The following is a 20,684-nucleotide window of genomic DNA, read 5'->3' as shown; positions in this document are numbered from 1 at the left end:
TCCACTCCTTGCTCAATTAGTTGTTGTACAGATCGATGATCGCGCTCACTGCCTGGGTCTTGGCCTTGGAAGCGTCGTTGCGCGCCTGTTCGATCCTGTTCAGATAATGCTCGTCGATATCGCCGGTCACGTACTTGCCGTCGAAGACAGAGCAGTCGAAGTTGTCGATCTTGATCTTCTTGCTGCCGCTGACCGCTTCGATCAGGTCGTTCAGATCCTGATAGACCAGCCAGTCGGCACCGATGAGGTCGGCCACGTCCTGAGTGGTGCGGTTATGGGCGATCAGTTCATGAGCACTCGGCATATCGATGCCGTAGACGTTGGGGTAACGAACAGCCGGAGCAGCCGAGCAGAAGTAGACGTTCTTGGCGCCTGCTTCACGGGCCATCTGGATGATCTGCTTGCAGGTGGTGCCACGCACGATGGAGTCATCCACCAGCATCACGTTCTTGCCGCGGAACTCCAGCTCGATGGCGTTGAGCTTCTGGCGCACGGACTTCTTGCGTGCCGCCTGGCCCGGCATGATGAATGTCCGGCCAATGTAACGGTTCTTGACGAAGCCTTCGCGGAACTTGACGCCCAGGTGGTTGGCCAGCTCCAGCGCTGCGGTACGGCTGGTGTCCGGAATCGGGATGACCACGTCGATATCGTGATCCGGACGCTCGCGCAGGATCTTGTCTGCCAGCTTCTCGCCCATGCGCAGACGCGCCTTGTAGACCGAGATGCCGTCGATGATCGAGTCCGGACGCGCCAGATAGACGTGCTCGAAGATGCACGGGGCGTATTTGGGGTTGGTCGCGCACTGACGGGTGAACAGCTTGCCGTCTTCAGTGATGTAGACCGCTTCACCCGGAGCGAGGTCGCGGATCAGGGTAAAGCCCAGCACGTCCAGGGACACGCTTTCGGAAGCAATCATGTACTCGACGCCTTCGTCGGTATGACGCTGGCCGAACACGATCGGGCGAATGGCATCAGGGTCGCGGAAACCGACAATGCCGTAACCGGTGATCATCGCCACCACGGCATAGCCGCCACGGCAACGGTTGTGAACGTCTGTCACGGCCGCGAAGATGTCCTCTTCGGTAGGCTGCAACTTGCCGCGCACGGCCAGTTCATGGGCAAAAACGTTGAGCAGCACTTCCGAGTCGGAGCTGGTGTTGACGTGGCGCAGGTCGGATTCGTAAATCTCCTTGGCCAGTTGCTCGACGTTGGTCAGGTTACCGTTGTGCGCCAGCGTAATGCCGTATGGCGAGTTGACGTAGAACGGCTGGGCTTCGGCCGAAGTCGAGCTGCCCGCCGTTGGATAACGCACATGACCAATCCCCATGTGCCCGACCAGACGCTGCATATGGCGCTGCTGGAACACATCACGCACCAGACCATTGTCCTTGCGCAGAAATAACCGGCCTTCATGGCTGGTTACGATACCGGCAGCGTCCTGGCCGCGATGCTGGAGGACGGTGAGCGCGTCATACAGCGCCTGATTGACGTTCGACTTACCGACGATACCGACGATGCCACACATGCGACACAACCCCTACTTAGTGGAACTTGATTTACCAAGCACGTCCTGCGGCATTGCGGCCGGCAGGATCTGCTCCTTGAACGGCAGCTCAGCAGGAACGCTGATGCCGCTGGCGAGCCACTTGCTGGACATCCCGAGAATCAGGTTTTTCGACCAGTCAGCGACCATGAGAAATTGCGGCAGCAGTCTGGACTGCTGCCACCATTGATCCTGTTGTACCGGCCCCAGGCTCAGCAGCCCGACCGCTACAACGACAAGCAGGCCTCCGCGCGCTGCGCCGAAGACCATACCGAGAAAACGATCGGTCCCGGAAAGCCCGGTGACACGAATCAGTTCGCCTATGAGAAAGTTGACCATCGCGCCCACCAGCAATGTGGCGACGAACAGGATGATGCAGCTCGCGATCACGCGGGCCGAAGGTGTTTCTATGTAATTGACCAGATACTGAGACAGCCCCGCACCGAACATCCAGGCCACGACACCTGCGATGATCCAGGTCAGCAACGACAGCGCTTCCTTGACGAAGCCGCGTTTGATGCTGATCAGAGCGGAAATGGCGACAATTCCGAGGATCGCCCAGTCAACCGGAGTAAATGGCACGTTGCAGCCTGCAGACAGATGAGGCGGCGCATTTTAGCAGAGCGCCCGCCTCCCGGTAAGCAGCGATTATCGATGCATTGCGACTTTTAGCCACGCTCGGGCTGAAAGCGCACCACAATCCCTTTGAGCTTCTGCTGTTTATCCAGCTGATCACGAAGACGATCGGCTTCGGCACGCTCGATCAACGGCCCGACAAACACACGATTCACACCATCGGCGGTACGGATGTAAGCGTTATAGCCTTGGCTGCGCAGCGTCTTTTGCAGGTTATCGGCATTGGCCCGGTTGGACATGCTGGCCAGTTGCACGGACCAGCTCACGGAAAGGCCATTGGCATCGACGCCTGCCGGAGCAGCAGGCCTGGCAGCGGCCACCGGAGCTGCTGGAGCAGGTGCAGGTGCAGGTGCAGGTGCCGGAGCGGGCTTGGTCGGTTTGGGGGCCGGAGCACTGGCGACAGGCGGTGCAGGCGCAATCGGCATGGACGGCGGCACCTGATTGGCAGCACTCATCTCATCATTGCCCGGTACCGGCTCCTGTGACAGAGCCTGCGGCTCTGGAACCGGAACCGGCTCCACCTTGACCTGCGGAACGACAGGTGCCTGAGGGGCAGCAGGTGCCTCCACCTGTACCTGACGCACCTCGTCCTGACGGGTAAAGAGCATGGGCAGGAAAATGACCGCCACGGCAATCAGGACCAGGGCTCCCACCATTCGCTGTTTGAATACTTTATCCAGCAAAGCCATTTGCAGCTTCCTCATCGGTGTTCCGGGCCAGCCACTCGAGAGCCTCGGCGACACAGTAAAAAGATCCGAACAGCAAAATCTCGTCATCGGCCGTAGCGATTGCACACTGCGCCTCGAGCGCCTGCGCAACACTGTCGTAAGACGCCGCCTGCGCGCCAAGGTTCTGCAATACCGACTGCAATTCTGCGGCCGGACGACTGCGAGGCGTGGGCAAAGGTGCCACCGCCCATTGCTGCACGCCGGAAACCAGCTCGGCAACCACGCCCTCCAGATCCTTGTCGGCCAGCAGGCCAAACACGGCCAGACGCTTGCCGGCAACGGGACGTTGAGCCATACGCTGCGCCAGGAACTGAGCAGCATGCGGATTGTGCCCCACATCGAGCAACAGGTTCAGAGTCTTGCCCTGCCATTGAAACACACGCCGATCCAGACGACCGGTAATGCGTGTATTCACCAATGCAGATCGAATGACATCCGACTGCCATGGCAGATCCAGCAACAGATAGGCCTGGAGCGCCAGCGCGGCATTCTCCATCGGCAAGTCCAGCAGCGGCAGATCAGACAGCTCGACCGTCTGCCCCGCACTGTCACGCCCACGCCAGTTCCAGCCCTGACCGGTTACGGACAGGTCGAACTCGCGGCCACGCAACGACAAGGGACAGCCTAGCTCCCCGGCGCGCTCAAGCAATGGCGCAGGCGGATCAAGATCCCCACACAGCGCCGGACAGCCCGCACGGAAAATACCGGCCTTCTCGAACGCCACCGACTCACGGCTATCGCCCAGCCAGTCGGCATGATCGATACCGATGCTGGTCACCAGCGCCAGATCGGCATCGACCAGATTCACGGCATCCAGACGACCACCCAGACCGACTTCCAGCACGACGGCATCCAGACAGGCCTGCTCGAACAGCCAGAACGCCGCCAGCGTGCCCATCTCGAAATACGTCAGGGTGATATCGCCACGCGCCGCCTCGACAGCGGCAAAGGCATTGCACAGATCGGCATCGGAAGCTTCAACCCCCTGAACCTGCACACGTTCGTTATAACGCAGCAGATGCGGGGAGTTGTAAATACCGACCTTGAGCCCTTGAGCCTGGAGCAACGCGGCGACAAATGCGCAGGTCGAACCCTTGCCGTTGGTCCCGGTGACCGTGATCACCCGAGGCGCAGGCCGGGTAAGCCCCAACTGCTGCGCCACCTGTCGCGAACGATCCAGCCCCATATCGATGGCAGAAGGATGCAACTGCTCCAGATAGGCGAGCCATTCGCTCAGGCTTGCAGGGGTCATACCGTAGCCGGTGCCGGAGGAACGACGACAGGCTCAAGAACAGGCGCAACGAACTTCGGCGTCGGCAGGTTCATCATTTGAGCCAGCAGATTGCCCAGACGTGGACGCAGCTCATTACGAGGAATGATCATGTCGATGGCGCCGTGGTTCAGCAGGAACTCACTGCGCTGGAAGCCTTCCGGCAGTTTTTCGCGAACGGTCTGCTCGATGACGCGAGGACCGGCAAAGCCGATCAGAGCCTTTGGCTCGGCGACGATCACGTCACCCAGCATGGCCAGACTGGCGGAGACACCACCGTAGACCGGATCGGTCAGCACGGAAATGAACGGCAGCCCTTCTTCACGCAGACGCGCCAGAACAGCCGACGTCTTGGCCATCTGCATCAGGGAAATCAGGGCTTCCTGCATGCGGGCACCGCCGGAAGCGGCGAAGCAGACCATCGGGCAGCGGTTTTCCAGCGCATAGTTGGCGGCACGCACGAAACGCTCGCCCACGATGGCGCCCATCGAACCACCCATGAAGGAAAACTCGAACGCCGACACCACGATCGGCATGCCCAGCAGGGTACCGCTCATGGAGATCAGGGCATCCTTCTCGCCGGTCTGCTTCTGCGCACCGACCAGACGGTCCTTGTACTTCTTGCTGTCGCGAAACTTCAGACGGTCCACAGGCTCCAGATCCGCACCCAGCTCGGCACGACCTTCCGCATCGAGAAAGATGTTCAGGCGGGCACGGGCGTCGATACGCATGTGGTGGTTGCACTTGGGGCAGACGTCCAGGGTCTTTTCAAGCTCAGGACGATAAAGCACCGCTTCGCATGACGGGCATTTATGCCAAAGCCCTTCGGGGACCGAGCTTTTCTTGACCTCGGAACGCATGATCGAAGGGATCAGTTTGTCTACCAACCAGTTGCTCATGCTTTATTTCTCCCAGTACCGGTTTGGCTTCCACGCCTGGCGACTACATGCCAGGCGCATGCCCTTAGCTTAAATTCGTAGTAGGTGGCGGCAATGACGGGCAGCGATCCACAAGACCTGCATGACCCTCAACCCTACTGTTAATCGGCGGCACACCATGGCAGCCGCTCGTTCAATCCGACCCGCATGCTTATGGCGGGGACAGGCTTATGGACGGCGGCAAACCGAGAACCGTCACATCAGGCACCATGGACCGCGCTCATGAACGCAAGAATCTTGTCGCGATCCTTGATTCCCCTGCTCTTCTCGACGCCACCACTGACATCGACGGCATAAGGCCTGACCTGTGCAATGGCCTGCGCCACATTGGCCGACGTCAACCCGCCCGCCAGAATGACCGGCTTTTCGAGGTCGTCCGGAATCAGGGCCCAGTCGAAGGTTTCCCCGGTTCCACCGGGCACGCCCGCGACGTAGGCATCGAGCAGGATGCCGCTGGCCTTGCCGTAGGCACGACAGGCAGCCGCGATATCGTCACCCGCCTTGACCCTGAGCGCCTTGATGTAGGGACGATGATAGCCGTCGCACTCCTCTGGCGTTTCATCGCCATGGAACTGCAGGAGATCCAGAGGAACGGCATCCAGCGTTTCATTGAGCTCGCAACGACTGGCATTGACGAACAGCCCGACGGTGGTAACGAACGGCGGCAAGGCGGCAATGATGGCGCGTGCCTGCTGCACATTCACGGCACGCGGACTCTTGGGGTAGAACACCAGACCGATGGCGTCGGCTCCCGCCTCGACGGCAGCCAATGCGTCTTCTATGCGGGTAATCCCGCAGATCTTGCTGCGAACGGCTGACATGTAGTGAAAACCTCAAGCCTTTCGGAAAGCCCGGATGTTAGCAAATGCTTTTCAGGTCGTCAGCCGTCAAGTTCGCTGAAGCCCGTAAGAAAGTGCGGACCGATATACCGATCAGGCAGCGGAAATTCATCCCGGTACTCGACCTGCACCAGATAAAGTCCATAGGGGTGCGCCGTGACACCGCCCGTACGACGCACCCGACTTTCCAGCACTTCCTTCGCCCACTCGACGGGCCGCTCGCCCGCGCCGATAGTCATCAGGACACCTGCAATATTGCGGACCATATGATGAAGAAACGCATTGGCACGCACATCGATGACAATCATCTTGCCGTGACGCGTGACACGCAGATGATGCAATTGCTTGATCGGTGACTTGGCCTGGCACTGCCCGGCACGGAAAGCACTGAAATCATGAGTGCCCACCAGATACGCGGCGGCTTCGGCCATACGCTCGACATCGAGAGGCCGGTGATTCCAGGTGATTTCCTGCCCCAGATGCGCTGGGCGAATCTGATCGTTGTAGATCACATACCGATAGCGACGTGCAATCGCCTTGAAGCGCGCATGAAAATGGGCAGGCATGACCCTGGCCCAGGTGACACTGATATCGTGGGGCAAATTGATATTGGCCCCCATGACCCAGGCTTTCATGGTGCGTTCGGCGCGGGTATCGAAATGCACCACCTGCCCACAGGCATGCACACCTGCATCGGTACGGCCGGCACACATGAGGGAAACCGGCGAAGCCGCAACCCTGGACAAGGCATCCTCGAGCGTTTCCTGCACCGTCAGCACGCCTGACGCCTGGCGCTGCCAGCCACAATAGCGCGAGCCCTTGTATTCCACGCCCAGCGCGATTCGGGAAAAGCCCTCGGGCGCCATCTCGGCGGCCGGGTTGTCTATGTTCGCCAAGGTGTTACAGCCTGTCAGTCTGCGAAAAGGCGGCCATTATACGGCTGACGAAAAAAGACGCCACTCAACCGGCCACAAATGCAAACGGCCGCAAAAGCGGCCGTCTGTCAAACAACGAAGGCGGGATCAGGCCAGACGCGACAACATCTCACGGGCCTCGGTCTTCTGACCGTCACTTCCTTCGCTGACAACCTCATCGAGAATATCCCGGGCACCGTCGGCGTCACCCATGTCGATATAGGCACGCGCCAGATCCAGCTTGGTCGCTGCCTCATCGACACCCGACAGGAAGTCGAACTCAGGCTCGTCATCCAGCGCAGCATCTTCAGCCGTGAAACGCGGCTCATCGAGCGGTGGATGCTCCAGGTTCTGCGAAAGACGATCCAGCTCGGCGTTGACATCTTCGATTTCGGACGCAAAAGCCTGGGTCGCCTGATCGGTCTCAATCTCATCGGCCAGCGACAGGTCGAAATCTTCCGGAAGCTCCAGATCCTCCAGCGGTGCAGAGACCGTCTCACCCAGATCGAGCGAGTCATCGCCCAGGGCCAGCAAGAGATCGTCTTCGGCCTTGAGCGCAGGCTCCTCTTCCGAAAGGTCCAGATCGAAATCGGCCAGATCGTCGGTTTCCGCTGCGGCCCTGGCTTCTGCCTGCTGCTGCATGACCGACTCGAAACTCAGCTCTTCGTCATCGACCGGAGCCGGAGCGACAGGCTCGTCCAGCAACAGATCATCCAGATCGTTGATCGTCGAAACACCGGCTGGCGGCATTTCCTCGAACTCATCCAGGCTCAGGTCGAAATCCTGATCGAATGCACTGTCATCCAGCGCAGGCTCATCCGCGACCAGCGCAGACGGCTCATCAAGTTCAGGCTCCAGCGCGATCTCGGGTTCTGGCTCGGGTTCTGGCTCGGCTTCCAGCTCCGGCTCCACAGCCAGTTCCGGCTCCAGTTCCGGCGCAGATACTGGCTCCGGCTCAGATACAGGCTCGATCGGATCATCGGCCAGAAGCTCTTCCACATACTTGGCATCCAGCTCCGCAGCCACGGCAGCAGCGGTCACAGCCGCTGCCGCCACAGCCACCTCAGGCGCAACGGCTGCAGGTGCAGGTGCAGGTGCAGGTGCAGGTGCAGCAGGCGGCGAAACCGGCTCAGCGGCAACCGGTGCGACGGCTGGTTCTGGAGCTTTCTCGGTCGAGTATCGATCCTTTAGCTGCTCGACCTCAGCATTACGCTTTCCCGCAGCCACCAGCTTCCGTTCATGCGCAGCATAGGCCTTGTTGTTGCCCTGCTCCGCGTAGATTTCCATCAGCTTGCGGCGAATGTCATCACGCGACGGATCTTCCTTGACCGACTCTTCCAGCAGTTCGATAGCCTGATTCATGCGACCGTAGGCAATATGAATCTCGGCCTGGACCAGCGGGTCCGCCGGTCGCTCTCGCGAAGGGGCCGATGCAGGCGCAGGACCGGCCGCCATCTTGACGTTGGGTGCAGAAACATCGAGCCCGTCGAAGCTGGCTTGCGGAACGTCCATATCCATATCGGAAACGAAATCCGACTCTTCAGCCAGAGCCCGAGCCATACGCTTGTGCTTCTCGGCTTCTTCCCTGGCCTTGCGGCGACGCACCAGGAACAGAGCCAGCAGCGCAAGAACCAACAGAGCCGCACCACCGATCAGCCCCAGCATGACCGGATTATTGATGATGCTCTTCAGCGGATCTTCATCCTGAGCGGCAACAGGCTCAACCGCCAGTGGCTGATCTGCAGGCGGAGTCGCCACCTGCGCGGCACCCGCCGGCAATGCATCCTCAGGGGCAACCTCACCGGCCGGCTTGATCGGTGCACCATTGGCATCGACCAGGGCAGCAGGTACTGCCGGGTTGGCAGCAGGGGCTCCCGGCGTCTGCATCCTGGCCAGTTGATCGTTCTTGAGTTCGATGAGGCGCTGCAATTTGTCGAGCTGACTTTGCAGGTCGTTCATGCGGCTTTTCAGTTCGGCATTATCACGACGCGACGTATCGAGCGCTTCCTGAGCCACGGCCAGCTTGTTGCTCAGATCGCCATCACCGGCCGCGCCCTTGGCGGCAGGTTTGCCATTGGCCGAGACCAGGCTGAGATTATCGCGGGTTTCAACCTTTGAAGGCGCAGCACCGGCACGTGCACGGCGGGTTGCATCCACCTGACGGGTACCCGCCGGCAGACGACGCCCTTCACGCCAGGCCCGGTATTGCTGGGAAACTTCTGCAAGCGCCTGAGACTGAGGCAGCGCCGTGGTTTGCTGTGGCGTCGGCAGGCGCAGCACCTGACCTTTTTTCAGGCGGTTGATGTTGCCACCAATGAAGGCATCAGGATTGAGCGCCTGAATGGCCAGCATGGTCTGCTGAACCGTACCGCCCGTACGAACTTTTGCGGCGATTTCCCACAACGTATCGTTATTGGTGGTGACGTATTGTGCAGGCTTGTCGACTGCAGGCGGCGGCAACGCCACTTCAGGGGCCGGAGCCGGTGCAGCCGGAGCCGGAGCCTCGGCAGGCGCGGCAACCGAAGGCAATTGCGCAGGTGCCGCTGGAGCAGAAGGCGCGGCAGCAGCGGCTGCGGCGGCAGCCTCCGGAGAGAACTTCGGCGGATCCAGCAACAGGCTGTATTCACGCAGCAAGCGACCGTCAGGCCACAGCACCTGAACCAGGAACTTCACATAGGGATCGCGCACCGGCTTACTGGAAGTAATGCGCAGGACACTTTTACCGCTGGCATTGATCACCGGGGTAAAGGTCAGATCATTGAGAAACGCCTGTCGAGTGACGCCCGCCTGCGCGAAGTCGGCTGTAGTTGCCAGACTCGGCACAACTTGCGAAGCATTAAGCCCCTGCGCCTGAGTCAACTCGATTTCGGCTACCAACGGCTGGTTCAGGGTCGACTTGACCGACAATTCCCCGAGCCCCAACGCCTGCGCCATCCCCGATGACAGCGCCGAAGCCGCAGCAATTGCTAATACCAGTTTACGAACCTGAACCATAGCCCATCCCTTGTTTAAAGATTCCCCGGCATCCGGAGAGGTAGTCCTGCATTGGGTGTAAGGCATAGCGCCGCTAGAAACATTCTTCAAATTGTTGCCAAGTATCTTTTACACATAGCCTTTTATCAACAATTCGCCAACCTGCACAGCATTCAAAGCCGCTCCTTTGCGAACATTATCCGAAGTCACCCACAAATTAAGTTGTTCCGGATCGTCTATTCCCGCACGAACACGCCCTACATAAACCACATCCTGGCCTACGGCATCACCTACCGGCGTCGGGTAATCCCCCGCCTCGACCAGCTCAAGACCCTCTGCCGATTCCAGGGCATCGTTTACAGCCAGAAGGTCCACGGGAGCGACTGTCTGCAAGGAAATGCTGAAGCTGTCGCCAAAGAAAACCGGTACCTGAATGCAACTGGCCGAAACCTTGAGTGAAGGCTGCGCCAGCAATTCACGCAACTCAGTGACCAGTCGCCTTTCAAGCGGAACATGGCCTGCCTCATCGGCAGTACCAACCTGAGCCAACAGATTGAAAGCCATTTGCCGATCAAAAAAGCGGGTTTCCAGCGGGCGCACATTCAACAGCTCGGTCGTCTGACGCGCCAGCTCCGCAACGCCCTCGCGCCCTTGAGTAGAGACGGCAAGGCAGGCGGTGACATTGACTCGCACGATATCCAGGACATTGCGCAAGGGAGCCAGCACCATGGCCAATGCCGTCGCCGATGCACTCGGGCTGGAAACCAGATGCGGTCCGGCACCCGGAGCGACCGATTCACCATTGACCTCGGCCACCACATGGGGAGCCTGGCTTGAAGGCAGCGCACCGGAAAGATCGATCACCGAACAGCCGGCTGCCACCGCACGGGAGGCAAAGCTCAGGCTGACTGAAGGCCCGGCGGCAAAAAAGGCCAGCCGTGCCTTGCTGAAGTCGAACTCATCGACCTCACGCACTCGCACATTCTTGCCCCTGAACGACACGGAATGCCCGGCCGAGTCGACACTGGCCAGCAGGTGCAGATTGGCAACCGGAAAATCACGCTCTTCCAGAATCTGGACGATGGTTTCGCCGACAGTACCGGTGGCGCCGATCACGGCGATATCAAAGGACTGACTCATGCAAAAACCTCAGGAAAAACAGGGAGCGGCACTTTAACTGCCGGGCTGTCGACAGGCAATCGAGCGTTCAGATACCGGACAGTCTCAAGGCTCCAGGCCAATGGGGAAGAAGGAGCCCTGACTCCACACCCCCAACCAGCTCTGCCCGTCTATCTGACGCGAAACCGCCAGTTCGACCAACTGGTAAAACACATTGCGATGGATCAGCGCTTCCAGGTTGGCACGCACATGAATATAGGGGGACGGCTCCTGGGTGACCGGATCGGTCAGGACCCGCAGCGGATGCTCCGCTCCGGCCTCAACCTCATCGTCGACATGAGTGACGAAGCGCAGAACCTGCGTCTCACCCGAGCCACTCACCTCGACGCTGACCGCCACGAACGGAGCATCATCGACCTTGATGCCCACCTTCTCGACGGGCGTGACGAGAAAATAGTCATCGCCATCGCGGCGCAGAATGGTGGAAAACAGACGGACCATGGGCTTTCGGCCAATAGGCGTGCCCTGGTAATACCAGACACCATCCCGGGCGATACGCATGTCGATATCGCCACAGAAATCCGGATTCCACAGATGAACAGGCGGCAACCCTTTGGTTTTCGGGATCTGCGCGAACAGATCGCCAGCCTTGCCTGAATCACTCATTGCTTACCTCTAGCGCTCGACACCCAACAGCATACGAGCGTAATCCTGCAGGGGAGGCCCCAGCAACTCTTCGGGCTTGTTGTCGTAAAGTGTCAGCAATCCGCCACGACTGCGAATACGTGCACTGTCGATCAGATAACGTGTACTGGTTTCGATCAGCATCAGTTGAATGACGCCATTATCAATACCCAGACGGTCGACCGCTTCCTGATCCGACCACTCATCGAACGTGCCGATACGGTCATCGGCCTTGGCAAAACGCGTGTAGAGCAGGTAATGGGCACCGGCGCTGCGCGCTTCGGTCATGGCCTCATCCAGGCCTATCGGCCCACGGGCGCGACGAACCATGGGGAAGTATTCGACAAAGCCCTTGAAAGCCTCTTCAGCCACCACGTTAGGCCGCGGGTAGGCACGACCCGGCGGGACGAAAGCACCCTGGGCGATGTAGATGTAGGAGTCGGGCTGTACGCGCCAGTTACCAAGGCGTCGGGTTTCGCTGTGGTCGAGCAGCCCCGCGTCGCTGAATTGCTCGCGAACCCCCTCCCCCATATCACTGACCTTCATGCAACCGCTCAACGCCAAAAGCGTCAGCAATAAAACCAGGCTACGCATCATACCCCTCCCAGATACCGGTGACGGAAAACCGGCGAATGGTGGTCGGATGCAGCTTCCGCGCCAAACAGGACGCGAGAGGGTCAATATGGGAGCGAATTCATTGGCGAGAGGCCAGTGCATCCCACACATGTTTATCGTCTGGAATGCTGTCTTCGCGGACAAGTCCGCTCCTACTGGTCCGGTTTTGTGTCCGGCAGGGCATCGCTGTCGCGCTTGCGCTTGTTGCCCATGCGCACGCCAATATCCATCAGGAAGTGGAAAAAGCCTTCCTGATCTTCCAGCACATTGCTCCAGAACGGCGAGTGATAGAGCGCAACGGCGCCATGCACCAGCGCCCAGGCCGCGCAGTAGTGGTAATAGGGAGGGACATCTTCCAGCTTGCCTTCAGTGATCCGCCCCTTGATCAGCAAGGTCAGGTGCTCGAAGTTCGAGGCGCGGATCTTGTGCAGCTCTTCAACCAGTTCGGGAACCTGATTGCCCTTGACGACCTTCTCTTCCAGACGGTCGAAGAGACGATAACGCTGCGGATCACGCATGCGGAATTCAAAGTAGGCACGGGACAGCGCCTCCTTGTCCTTGTCGACATCGGCAGAATGCAGCAGCTCATTCAAGTCACGCTCGTAATCGAGCATCAGCCGCAGATAGATTTCTGCCTTGGACTTGAAGTGCTTGTAGATCGTGCCTTTGCCGATACCCACGGCATCGGCAATCATCTCTACGGTGACACTGTCTTCGCCTTGCTCAAGGAACAGCTTTAGCGCGGTATCGAGAATTTCCTGCTCTCGGCGGCGAAATTCACGGACCTTACGAGGTTCTTTCTGCATAAGAAGGTCTGTAGGGATCGAAATCGAAGCCGCGTATTATGCCCAAACGGTGCCAAATTGCACGATTCATCCGACCATATCGACGGTTTTGGTCGCATTCGGACCGAAACAGGCCTTCTGCCTACTGAAACGCAGGCCGCCCCACGAACTCGATGTAGCCCGTAATCACGACATACAGCGTGAAATAGGCAAAGATCAGCGCCGATGCAATGTATGACCACTTCAGCATCTTCTCGCCCATGATCCTTCCGCCCTGATGCGCCAGCGCGCACAGAACGATGGACCAGACCACGCCAGCCGCAAGGAAACCTGCCAGAAAGGTTGAAGCACTGGACAGATCCGAACCTTGCCGTGCAATCAGCGCACCGCCGACCGCCGCGAACCACAGAATGGCACTGGGCGATGACATGGCCAGGAAGATACCGCGAAAGAACAGCGCCGGAGCCGTCTTGCCCCACTGCCCGTCCCGGCTTTCGATACCGGCATTGACGCCAACCGCGCTCACCACCATCTTGAAGCACAGGTAAGCCAGAATGGCCGTACCGCCGAGCCAGAGCACATAACGAACGGCCTCATACTGCAACAGGACCGCCATCCCCAGCATGGCCAGCACGGCATAGACCAGATCGCCGACACAGGTCCCAAGGCCCAGCCACAACCCTCTGGAAAAACCGCGCTGCATGGACAGCGTGATCATCGCGATATTGGCCAGGCCGATGTCCAGACACAGGGACAGGCTCAGCAGAAAACCATTGGAAAACTCCACTCGAACGACCTCGACAACTCAAGTGCCTTGCAGGGCAAGGGAAACGACAGGAAAAGGGAATGACCGCCTTATCGGCGCATTTCGCGACCAGGCAATGATTTTCACCCACAAGGAAGAACCGCCAGAGACAAATGCCTCTCATCGAGCACTCAATAAGCGGTTTAGTATTCCAAAACTGTTTAAAAAATGAACAGTCGCGACTGGACGCCTCACGATCCTGATCAATACTTAAAGCGTTGGCGTGTCATATCCCCCAAATGATGCGCCAGTAAAGGTACCGAAGGATAGCGTACCTTTGTTTTACTCCTAATGGTCTTAACCCGGTTTCACCCCCCAGAACCCGGGTTTTTTTTGCCTGCGATTTACCCTCTGTCGACGCTTACAGGTTCACCCGCGCCAACGGAAACAGACGGGCAAAGTTCTCAGTGGTCTGCTCGGCAAAGCGCTCGTATGTCTCGCCACGCAACATCGCCAGGAACTCCGCCACTTCACGCACATACTGCGGAAGGTTTGGCTTGCCACGATGAGGGATGGGAGCCAGGTACGGCGAGTCGGTCTCGACCAGCAGGCGATCGGCCGGCACCTGACGCGCCACATCCCGCAGCGCATCGGCGTTGCGGAACGTCACGATCCCGGACAACGAGATATAGAAACCCAGGTCCAGGGCAGCTCTGGCCATTTCCCAGTCCTCGGTAAAACAGTGCAACACACCGGCCTGGGGCAATGCTGCCTCACGCAACAGGTTCAGCGTATCGGCACGCGCCCCTCGGGTATGGACGATAACCGGCTTGCCCGTGGCATTGGCGGCATGCAGGTGCAGACGAAAGGACGCCTGCTGCAGCTCGGCAGCCTCGGGCTCGTAGTGATAGTCGAGACCTGTTTCGCCAATTGCCACCACTCGCGGATGATTCAGCTCCGAAAGCAGCCAGTCCAGAGCCGGCGCCTCACCGGGCTTGAGATCCAGCGGATGAATACCGACCGAACAGTCCACGTCGTCATAACGCTCGGCCAGGGCCTTGACCGCACTGGCGTTGTCGGCACTGACGCCGATGCACAGAAAATGCCCGACGCCCCTGTCCCGAGCCGCAGCAAGCGCCGCATCCAGAGAGCCATCGTGCTGGGTGAGATCGAGACGATCGAGGTGACAATGCGAATCTACAAGCATGGGAAAGAAAACAACTACATCGTATGAGTGGGACGGTCGGACTTGAGAGCACCGACCAGGTAGGTTTCGATCAGGTTGCGGGCGGTATTGTCGCCATCGTTGAATTGCACGCCGACCCCCGCTGCCCGGTTGCCCTGAGCGCCCTTGGGGGTAATCCAGGTCACCTTGCCGGTTACCGGGACCTTCTCCGGCTCATCCATCAGATTGAGCAGCATGAACACTTCATCGCCCAGCTTGTAGCTTTTGCTGGTGGGAATGAACAGACCGCCATTCTTGATGAATGGCATGTACGCCGCATAAAGCACGGATTTGTCCTTGATGGTCAGGGACAGAATACCGTTACGAGGACCCGTACTAGGTGGCAAGCTCATTGCAACTCCTTAATATGTCCGTGCGAGCCTATACAAAGTCTACGCCTGTCCGGGCAACCCTGCCCACTGCACCAGCAAGGCCTCGAGCAACAACACACGATTGAGGTTGGCCTTGGACATGACTTTCTGCCGTTGTGCCAGCACCCAGTCCTGAATGTCCAGCACCTTGGTGCGAGGCGTCTTTTGCGCCATGTACTGCACCACCTTGCGCATGTCGCCCAGACCCAGCCCTTCTTCGTCTTCGGTCAACTGATAACGCAGGATCAGGTGCGCCCAGTCGCAGAACCAGTCGAACAGCAACAGCAACGGAACGTCTTTCCAGCCCTCTGCCAGCTGGGTCGGTGACTGTTGCTGCTTGAGGAGCTTCTTGACGCCTTCCACAACCAGGGCCCGCTGCTCACGGACACCCTGCGCCTGAAGTGCAATCGCCGCCAGCGGAGAACCCGCCGCCAGTGTCAGCAGCTCGAAACGCTCATCCTCCGCGCAATCCGGCAAGGCGTTCTTCAGCCAATCCAGGCTCATCTGTTCGCTGGGCAGCGGACAGGCCTGTTGCACGCAACGGCTCTTGATGGTCGGCAACAAACGGCTGGGCTGGTGGCTGACCAGCAACAGGACCGTATTGCCGGACGGCTCCTCAAGGCTTTTCAGCAAGGCGTTGGCCGCATTGATGTTCATCGCCTCGACCGGCTCGATGAGCACCACCTTGCGCCCGCCCATCTGCGAGGTCTGCACGACAAAGCTCACCAGATCGCGGACCTGATCGACCTTGATCGGCTTGTCCGCCTCCTCCGGCTCCAGCACGTAGTTATCCGGGTGACTGCCGGCCGCCAGCAACAGGCAGGATTTGCACTGCCCGCAGGCATCAAGGCCGGCAGGATGCTGGCAAAGCAGACTGGCCATCAGTCGCTCGGCCAGTGCCCGCTTGCCAATTCCGGCAGGGCCATGCAGCAAGTAGGCATGGGCATGCTGGGAGCGCCCGGCCATTTGCTGCCACAAGGTATCCTGCCACGGGTAGGCCTCAGCCACGGCAGCGCTCCAGCAGATCGGGCAGCCATGCATCCAGAGACGCCTGAACCTGCGCCAATGACTGCGCAGCATCCACCAACCGGTAACGGGCTGGCTCGGCCTTCGCTCGCGCCAGATAAGTGCTGCGCACCGCATCGAAAAACGCGCGTCCTTCCTGCTCGAAACGGTCCAGTCGGCCACGGGCCGCGGCACGCGCCAGCCCCACCTCTACCGGCAAGTCGAATACCAGCGTCAGATCGGGACGCAAGTCGCCCTGGACAAACCGCTCCAGCGTCGCGATACGCTCATGGGACAGGCCACGCCCACCGCCCTGATAGGCATAAGTGGCGTCGGTGAAACGGTCGCACAGAACCACCACCCCACGCGCCAGGGCCGGGCGAATGACCTCGGCCAGGTGCTGTGCCCGCGCCGCGAATACCAGCAGCAGTTCGGTATCGGCACACATGGGCTCATCGCTGGGAGCCAGCAGCAATTCGCGGACCCGTTCGGCCAGGGGCGTACCACCGGGCTCGCGGGTCAGCAGGACCTCTACGCCCTGCGCTCGCAACTGCGCCGCCAGATAATCGCGGTTGGTGCTTTTGCCAGCACCTTCCGGGCCTTCAAGGGTGATAAACAAGCCAGTCACAGGCAGTCCTTAATGATGTTCATTGCGAGGTTGAATCGCTGGGCGGTGTCGCGGCAGGCTCAGGCTCTGTGGAAGTCGGGCCGGATGCAGCCGGCGCCACCGGAACGGGTGCAGGGCTGGACCGATAATCCGCACGTCGCTTGAGCTGATACTCGCGGACGGCAGCATTATGGGCGTCCAGGTCATCGGAAAATACATGACTGCCGTCCCCTTTCGCCACGAAATACAGGCTGCTGCCCGACACGGGATTGAGCGCCGCATGAATGGCTTCACGCCCCGCCAGTGCAATCGGCGTGGGCGGCAAGCCAGCAATGACGTAAGTGTTGTAAGGCGTTGCTTCCTTCAAGTGGGCACGAGTCAGCTTGCCGTTGTAGCGCTCGCCCAGACCATAGATCACGGTCGGATCGGTCTGCAGCAGCATGCCCAGCCCCAGACGACGGACAAACACACCGGCAATCTCACCACGCTCGCGAGGCACACCGGTTTCCTTCTCGACCAGTGATGCCATGATCAACGCCTGATACGGATCGGTATACGGCACATCGGCCGCCCGCTTGCCCCATTCCTCTTCCAGCACATCCTCAAGGCGGTTGTAGGCCTGCTTGAGCAGTTCGGCATCCGTCATGCCACGCACATAGCGATAGGTATCGGGAAAGAAGCGGCCTTCCGGAAAGACATCCGCGTGTCCAAGCCGGGCCATCAGTTCGCTGTCGCTCAGCCCGGCCAACGTCTGTTCTAGCTTGGGCTGTTTGGCCAGTGCAGCGCGAACCTGCCGAAAATTCCAGCCCTCGACCAGCGTCAGGCTGTATTGCACAACTTCCTTGCGCTTCCACACACCAAACAGCGCCTGCACGTCCATGCCGGGCGACATGCGGTATTCGCCGCTGTGCAACGGCTGTTCCGCCAGGTTGAAACGCCAGTAGAGACGCAGCCAGAAGGCGTCCTTGATAACACCGTCAGCCTGCAGACGGTTCAACACCCCGGAAGGCGAAGAGCCGGCAGGTACATCCAGCAGTTGTTCACCGGCGACATTCAAGGGCTGGTTCAGCGCCTCTCTCTGCTTCCACCAGGCAAAGCCCAGCGTCAAACCTGCCAGGACTACAACGATTTCCAGCAATACCACTATTTTTCGGATCACGAATCAGTTATCCAGAAGGGCTCGAGCAATGCCTTGCAGTTTACGGGTGAGCGGACCAACCGGCCAGTTCAGCCTTGAGAAGCCACACACCGGCCACACGCCATAAACGCTATTGCACAGAAACAGCTCATCCGCCTGTTCAAGGTCGGACAAGTGCAGGTCACGGATATCGACAGCAATCCCCAGATTTCGTGCCTGATCCAGCAGTTCGGCACGCATGACGCCCGCCACACCGCAACGGCTCAGGTCGGCGGTCAGCAAGACACCATCACGCACCAGAAACAGGTTGCTGTAGACCCCCTCGATCACACGACCGGAGGTGTCGCACATGAGGCCTTCGGCATGCTCGCCGTCCCGCCACTCGGAACGGGCCAGGACCTGCTCCAGACGGTTCAGATGCTTGATACCGGCCAGCAGAGGCTGCTCGGCCAGGCAGGTGCGGCAAGGAAAAAGACGCACCCCCTGCTCGGCATGAGCGGCGGGATAGGCCGGAGCCGGCGAACCCTGAAGAATGCGACGCGGCTGCGTATCGGGAGCTGGCGCATAGCCACGCAGGCTGTCACCACGGGTCAGAATCAGCTTCATGACCCCTTCGCCCAGTTGCTCGGCGAAACGGGCCATTTCAGCCCGAAGCAATGAACGCTCGACCGGAATGGCCAAACGCTCACAAGATGTTTCAAGTCGCTGCAGATGTCGCTCGAACAGTACCGGCTGCCCTTTTCTGACAGCGATGGTTTCAAACACACCATCACCATAAGCCAGACCTCTGTCCCGAAGGGACAGAGCATCTGCGGGGCAGCCATCAACCCAGTCGAGCATCACTCGGTGAACCGGCGGAACACCAGCGAGCCATTGGTCCCACCAAACCCGAAGGAGTTGGAGATGGCGACATCGATCGGCATCCGGCGCGCCTCATGAGGCACGAAGTCCAGATCACAGCCTTCGCCCGGCTCATCGAGGTTGATGGTCGGCGGAGCAACCTGATCGGTGATCGCCAGCACGCTGAAAATCGCCTCGACAGCCCCTGCCGCACCCAGCAGGTGCCCGGTCATGGACTTGGTCGAACTGACTGCCAGCTTGTAGGCGTGGTCGCCAAAGACCGTCTTGACTGCAGACGCCTCGGCGAGGTCGCCCGCCAGCGTCGAAGTGCCGTGAGCATTGATGTACTGCACCTGCTCGACATTGAGCTTCGCATCACGCAATGCATTGGCGATGCAGCGCGCAGCACCTGCGCCATCTTCGGGCGGCGAAGTCATGTGATAGGCATCGCCGCTCATGCCGAAGCCCACCAGCTCGGCATAGATGGTGGCACCCCGCGCCTTGGCATGCTCGTACTCTTCCAGCACCATGGCACCCGCGCCATCGGAAAGAACGAAGCCGTCGCGCCCCTTGTCCCACGGACGACTGGCCCGTGCAGGATCATCGTTGCGCGTGGACAGGGCCCGTGCAGCGCCGAACCCGCCCATGCCCAGGCCGCAGGCCGCCATTTCGGCACCGCCGGCGATCATGACGTCCGCTTCGCCATAGGCGATATTGCGTGCGGCCATACCGATACAGTGAGTACCCGTGGTACAGGCTGTCGCGATAGAGTAGTTAGGCCCCTGTACGCCCAGATGGATGGACAGGAAACCGGAAATCATGTTGATGATGGAGCCCGGAACAAAGAACGGAGAAATCCGCCCCGGCCCCTGCTCATGCAACAGACGACTGTTGTTTTCGATGTTGGTCAAACCACCGATACCCGAACCCATGGCAACGCCAATGCGCTCGCGGTTGGCATCCGTGACCTCTAGACCGGCATTACGCACAGCCTGGAAACTGGCCGCCAGACCATATTGAATAAAGAGATCGAGCCGACGCGCTTCTTTAGGCGCCAGGTAATCTTCGACATTGAACCCCTTGACCGAACCGCCAAAACGGGTGGTGTAAGCCGAAAGGTCAGTGTGCTCGATAAGGCCAATGCCACTGCGGCCCGCCAGAATGCCCTGCCAGCTACTGGGCACATCATTGCCCAATGGCGAAAGCATCCCCATCCCGGTGACCACGACGCGTCTACGTGACACAGGACTCTCCTTCTCTATTGTTGACGAAACATCACATCGTTTTTAAAGAAAAAACCGCACGCCGGTAAGAGCAGTGCGGTTTTCCCATCACAGCAGCAAAATTACAAAGTCTTAGCCTTGATGGGCGTTGACGTAATCGATAGCTGCTTGAACGGTAGTGATCTTTTCCGCTTCTTCGTCAGGGATTTCGGTCTCGAATTCCTCTTCCAGAGCCATTACCAGCTCAACGGTGTCCAGGGAGTCAGCGCCCAGGTCTTCGACAAAGGAAGCGGCGTTAGTCACTTCTTCTGGCTTGACGCCAAGTTGCTCGGAAACGATTTTCTTGACGCGCTCTTCGATGGTGCTCATACCTAGTTTTAACTCCTAGTGGAAATATTCAGGCATCTGGCCAGTTGGTAAGTGTATAGAAGAGGTTTTGCTCATTTCAAGCTTAACGCTCCTCCACCGAACCCGACCCACCCGACG

21 protein-coding genes are annotated in these 20,684 nt (G+C 59.4%); all 21 read right to left on the bottom strand.

What is annotated here, in order from left to right; all coding sequences use genetic code 11:
• Positions 1-16: 16 nt before the first annotated feature.
• Positions 17-1,525 (bottom strand): amidophosphoribosyltransferase, encoded by a 1,509-nt coding sequence (purF, locus tag ACIPY9_RS18755; protein WP_400704639.1) that lies wholly within the window; start codon positions 1,523-1,525, stop codon positions 17-19.
• A 12-nt stretch (positions 1,526-1,537) separates the two neighbouring features.
• Positions 1,538-2,125 carry a CvpA family protein gene (locus ACIPY9_RS18750; protein ID WP_400704636.1) on the bottom strand — a complete coding sequence of 196 codons (588 nt, stop codon included), beginning with the start codon at positions 2,123-2,125 and terminating at the stop codon, positions 1,538-1,540.
• A gap of 86 nt (positions 2,126-2,211) precedes the next feature.
• Entirely contained in the window at positions 2,212-2,868 is a 657-nt protein-coding gene (locus tag ACIPY9_RS18745; RefSeq protein WP_400704633.1) for an SPOR domain-containing protein, read from the bottom strand.
• Positions 2,852-4,159 (bottom strand): bifunctional tetrahydrofolate synthase/dihydrofolate synthase, encoded by a 1,308-nt coding sequence (folC, locus tag ACIPY9_RS18740; RefSeq protein ID WP_400704630.1) that lies wholly within the window; start codon positions 4,157-4,159, stop codon positions 2,852-2,854. The genes ACIPY9_RS18745 and folC overlap by 17 nt, the downstream gene beginning before the upstream one ends.
• Complete coding sequence (gene accD / locus ACIPY9_RS18735) at positions 4,156-5,076, bottom strand: acetyl-CoA carboxylase, carboxyltransferase subunit beta (protein ID WP_400704627.1); 921 nt, start codon at positions 5,074-5,076, stop codon at positions 4,156-4,158. The genes folC and accD overlap by 4 nt, the downstream gene beginning before the upstream one ends.
• Positions 5,077-5,315: 239 nt before the next feature.
• A complete protein-coding gene (locus tag ACIPY9_RS18730) occupies positions 5,316-5,936 on the bottom strand; it encodes a phosphoribosylanthranilate isomerase (protein ID WP_400704624.1) in 621 nt (206 codons plus the stop codon).
• 59 nt (positions 5,937-5,995) lie between these two features.
• Entirely contained in the window at positions 5,996-6,820 is an 825-nt protein-coding gene (gene truA, locus ACIPY9_RS18725) for a tRNA pseudouridine(38-40) synthase TruA (protein WP_400704663.1), read from the bottom strand.
• A gap of 156 nt (positions 6,821-6,976) precedes the next feature.
• Positions 6,977-9,862: a FimV/HubP family polar landmark protein gene (locus ACIPY9_RS18720; protein WP_400704621.1), complete on the bottom strand. Its 2,886-nt coding sequence runs from the start codon at positions 9,860-9,862 to the stop codon at positions 6,977-6,979.
• A gap of 108 nt (positions 9,863-9,970) precedes the next feature.
• Positions 9,971-10,981 (bottom strand): aspartate-semialdehyde dehydrogenase, encoded by a 1,011-nt coding sequence (locus ACIPY9_RS18715; protein ID WP_400704618.1) that lies wholly within the window; start codon positions 10,979-10,981, stop codon positions 9,971-9,973.
• Between the two features lie 84 nt (positions 10,982-11,065).
• Positions 11,066-11,626 (bottom strand): DUF1285 domain-containing protein, encoded by a 561-nt coding sequence (locus ACIPY9_RS18710; protein WP_400704615.1) that lies wholly within the window; start codon positions 11,624-11,626, stop codon positions 11,066-11,068.
• A 9-nt stretch (positions 11,627-11,635) separates the two neighbouring features.
• The gene (locus tag ACIPY9_RS18705; protein WP_400704612.1) at positions 11,636-12,238 is read right to left on the bottom strand and encodes a DUF4823 domain-containing protein; all 603 of its coding nucleotides are present in this window, start codon (positions 12,236-12,238) and stop codon (positions 11,636-11,638) included.
• Between the two features lie 173 nt (positions 12,239-12,411).
• Entirely contained in the window at positions 12,412-13,065 is a 654-nt protein-coding gene (locus ACIPY9_RS18700; protein WP_400704609.1) for a TetR/AcrR family transcriptional regulator, read from the bottom strand.
• A gap of 121 nt (positions 13,066-13,186) precedes the next feature.
• Entirely contained in the window at positions 13,187-13,831 is a 645-nt protein-coding gene (locus tag ACIPY9_RS18695) for a LysE family translocator (RefSeq protein WP_400704606.1), read from the bottom strand.
• 379 nt (positions 13,832-14,210) lie between these two features.
• Positions 14,211-14,996, bottom strand: coding sequence for a TatD family hydrolase (locus tag ACIPY9_RS18690; protein ID WP_400704603.1), 786 nt, complete (start codon positions 14,994-14,996; stop codon positions 14,211-14,213).
• A gap of 14 nt (positions 14,997-15,010) precedes the next feature.
• On the bottom strand, positions 15,011-15,367 hold the full coding sequence (locus ACIPY9_RS18685) for a PilZ domain-containing protein (RefSeq protein ID WP_122317574.1): 357 nt from the start codon (positions 15,365-15,367) through the stop codon (positions 15,011-15,013).
• A gap of 39 nt (positions 15,368-15,406) precedes the next feature.
• Positions 15,407-16,393: a DNA polymerase III subunit delta' gene (locus ACIPY9_RS18680; protein WP_400704599.1), complete on the bottom strand. Its 987-nt coding sequence runs from the start codon at positions 16,391-16,393 to the stop codon at positions 15,407-15,409.
• Positions 16,386-17,018 carry a dTMP kinase gene (gene tmk, locus ACIPY9_RS18675; protein WP_400704596.1) on the bottom strand — a complete coding sequence of 211 codons (633 nt, stop codon included), beginning with the start codon at positions 17,016-17,018 and terminating at the stop codon, positions 16,386-16,388. Before tmk ends, ACIPY9_RS18680 begins: the two co-directional genes overlap by 8 nt.
• Positions 17,019-17,037: 19 nt before the next feature.
• Positions 17,038-18,156, bottom strand: a complete 1,119-nt coding sequence (mltG, locus tag ACIPY9_RS18670) for an endolytic transglycosylase MltG (protein ID WP_400704593.1) — start codon at positions 18,154-18,156, stop codon at positions 17,038-17,040.
• A 3-nt stretch (positions 18,157-18,159) separates the two neighbouring features.
• Positions 18,160-18,975 (bottom strand): aminodeoxychorismate lyase, encoded by an 816-nt coding sequence (gene pabC / locus ACIPY9_RS18665; RefSeq protein ID WP_400704590.1) that lies wholly within the window; start codon positions 18,973-18,975, stop codon positions 18,160-18,162.
• Positions 18,975-20,219, bottom strand: coding sequence for a beta-ketoacyl-ACP synthase II (fabF, locus tag ACIPY9_RS18660; protein ID WP_400704587.1), 1,245 nt, complete (start codon positions 20,217-20,219; stop codon positions 18,975-18,977). The genes pabC and fabF overlap by 1 nt, the downstream gene beginning before the upstream one ends.
• Positions 20,220-20,330: 111 nt before the next feature.
• The gene (acpP, locus tag ACIPY9_RS18655; protein WP_400704584.1) at positions 20,331-20,567 is read right to left on the bottom strand and encodes an acyl carrier protein; all 237 of its coding nucleotides are present in this window, start codon (positions 20,565-20,567) and stop codon (positions 20,331-20,333) included.
• Positions 20,568-20,684 lie beyond the last annotated feature (117 nt).

This window comes from Pseudomonas sp. NPDC089734 (genome assembly GCF_044748865.1).
GTDB lineage: Bacteria > Pseudomonadota > Gammaproteobacteria > Pseudomonadales > Pseudomonadaceae > Aquipseudomonas.
Note: the sequence above shows the minus strand (reverse complement) of the source record. Positions and strands in the feature narration are given on the sequence as shown.

Bases quoted from the DNA above. Each gene is read 5' to 3' on its own strand.
- ACIPY9_RS18715 (WP_400704618.1), bottom strand. From the start codon at position 10,981: ATGAGTCAGTCCTTTGATATCGCCGTGATCGGCGCCACCGGTACTGTC.
- folC (WP_400704630.1), bottom strand. From the start codon at position 4,159: ATGACCCCTGCAAGCCTGAGCGAATGGCTCGCCTATCTGGAGCAGTTG.
- ACIPY9_RS18685 (WP_122317574.1), bottom strand. From the start codon at position 15,367: ATGAGCTTGCCACCTAGTACGGGTCCTCGTAACGGTATTCTGTCCCTG.
- pabC (WP_400704590.1), bottom strand. From the start codon at position 18,975: ATGCTCGACTGGGTTGATGGCTGCCCCGCAGATGCTCTGTCCCTTCGG.
- ACIPY9_RS18745 (WP_400704633.1), bottom strand. From the start codon at position 2,868: ATGGCTTTGCTGGATAAAGTATTCAAACAGCGAATGGTGGGAGCCCTG.
- accD (WP_400704627.1), bottom strand. From the start codon at position 5,076: ATGAGCAACTGGTTGGTAGACAAACTGATCCCTTCGATCATGCGTTCC.
- ACIPY9_RS18730 (WP_400704624.1), bottom strand. From the start codon at position 5,936: ATGTCAGCCGTTCGCAGCAAGATCTGCGGGATTACCCGCATAGAAGAC.
- ACIPY9_RS18705 (WP_400704612.1), bottom strand. From the start codon at position 12,238: ATGCGTAGCCTGGTTTTATTGCTGACGCTTTTGGCGTTGAGCGGTTGC.
- ACIPY9_RS18710 (WP_400704615.1), bottom strand. From the start codon at position 11,626: ATGAGTGATTCAGGCAAGGCTGGCGATCTGTTCGCGCAGATCCCGAAA.
- purF (WP_400704639.1), bottom strand. From the start codon at position 1,525: ATGTGTGGCATCGTCGGTATCGTCGGTAAGTCGAACGTCAATCAGGCG.
- acpP (WP_400704584.1), bottom strand. From the start codon at position 20,567: ATGAGCACCATCGAAGAGCGCGTCAAGAAAATCGTTTCCGAGCAACTT.
- ACIPY9_RS18690 (WP_400704603.1), bottom strand. From the start codon at position 14,996: ATGCTTGTAGATTCGCATTGTCACCTCGATCGTCTCGATCTCACCCAG.
- truA (WP_400704663.1), bottom strand. From the start codon at position 6,820: ATGGCGCCCGAGGGCTTTTCCCGAATCGCGCTGGGCGTGGAATACAAG.
- ACIPY9_RS18700 (WP_400704609.1), bottom strand. From the start codon at position 13,065: ATGCAGAAAGAACCTCGTAAGGTCCGTGAATTTCGCCGCCGAGAGCAG.
- ACIPY9_RS18720 (WP_400704621.1), bottom strand. From the start codon at position 9,862: ATGGTTCAGGTTCGTAAACTGGTATTAGCAATTGCTGCGGCTTCGGCG.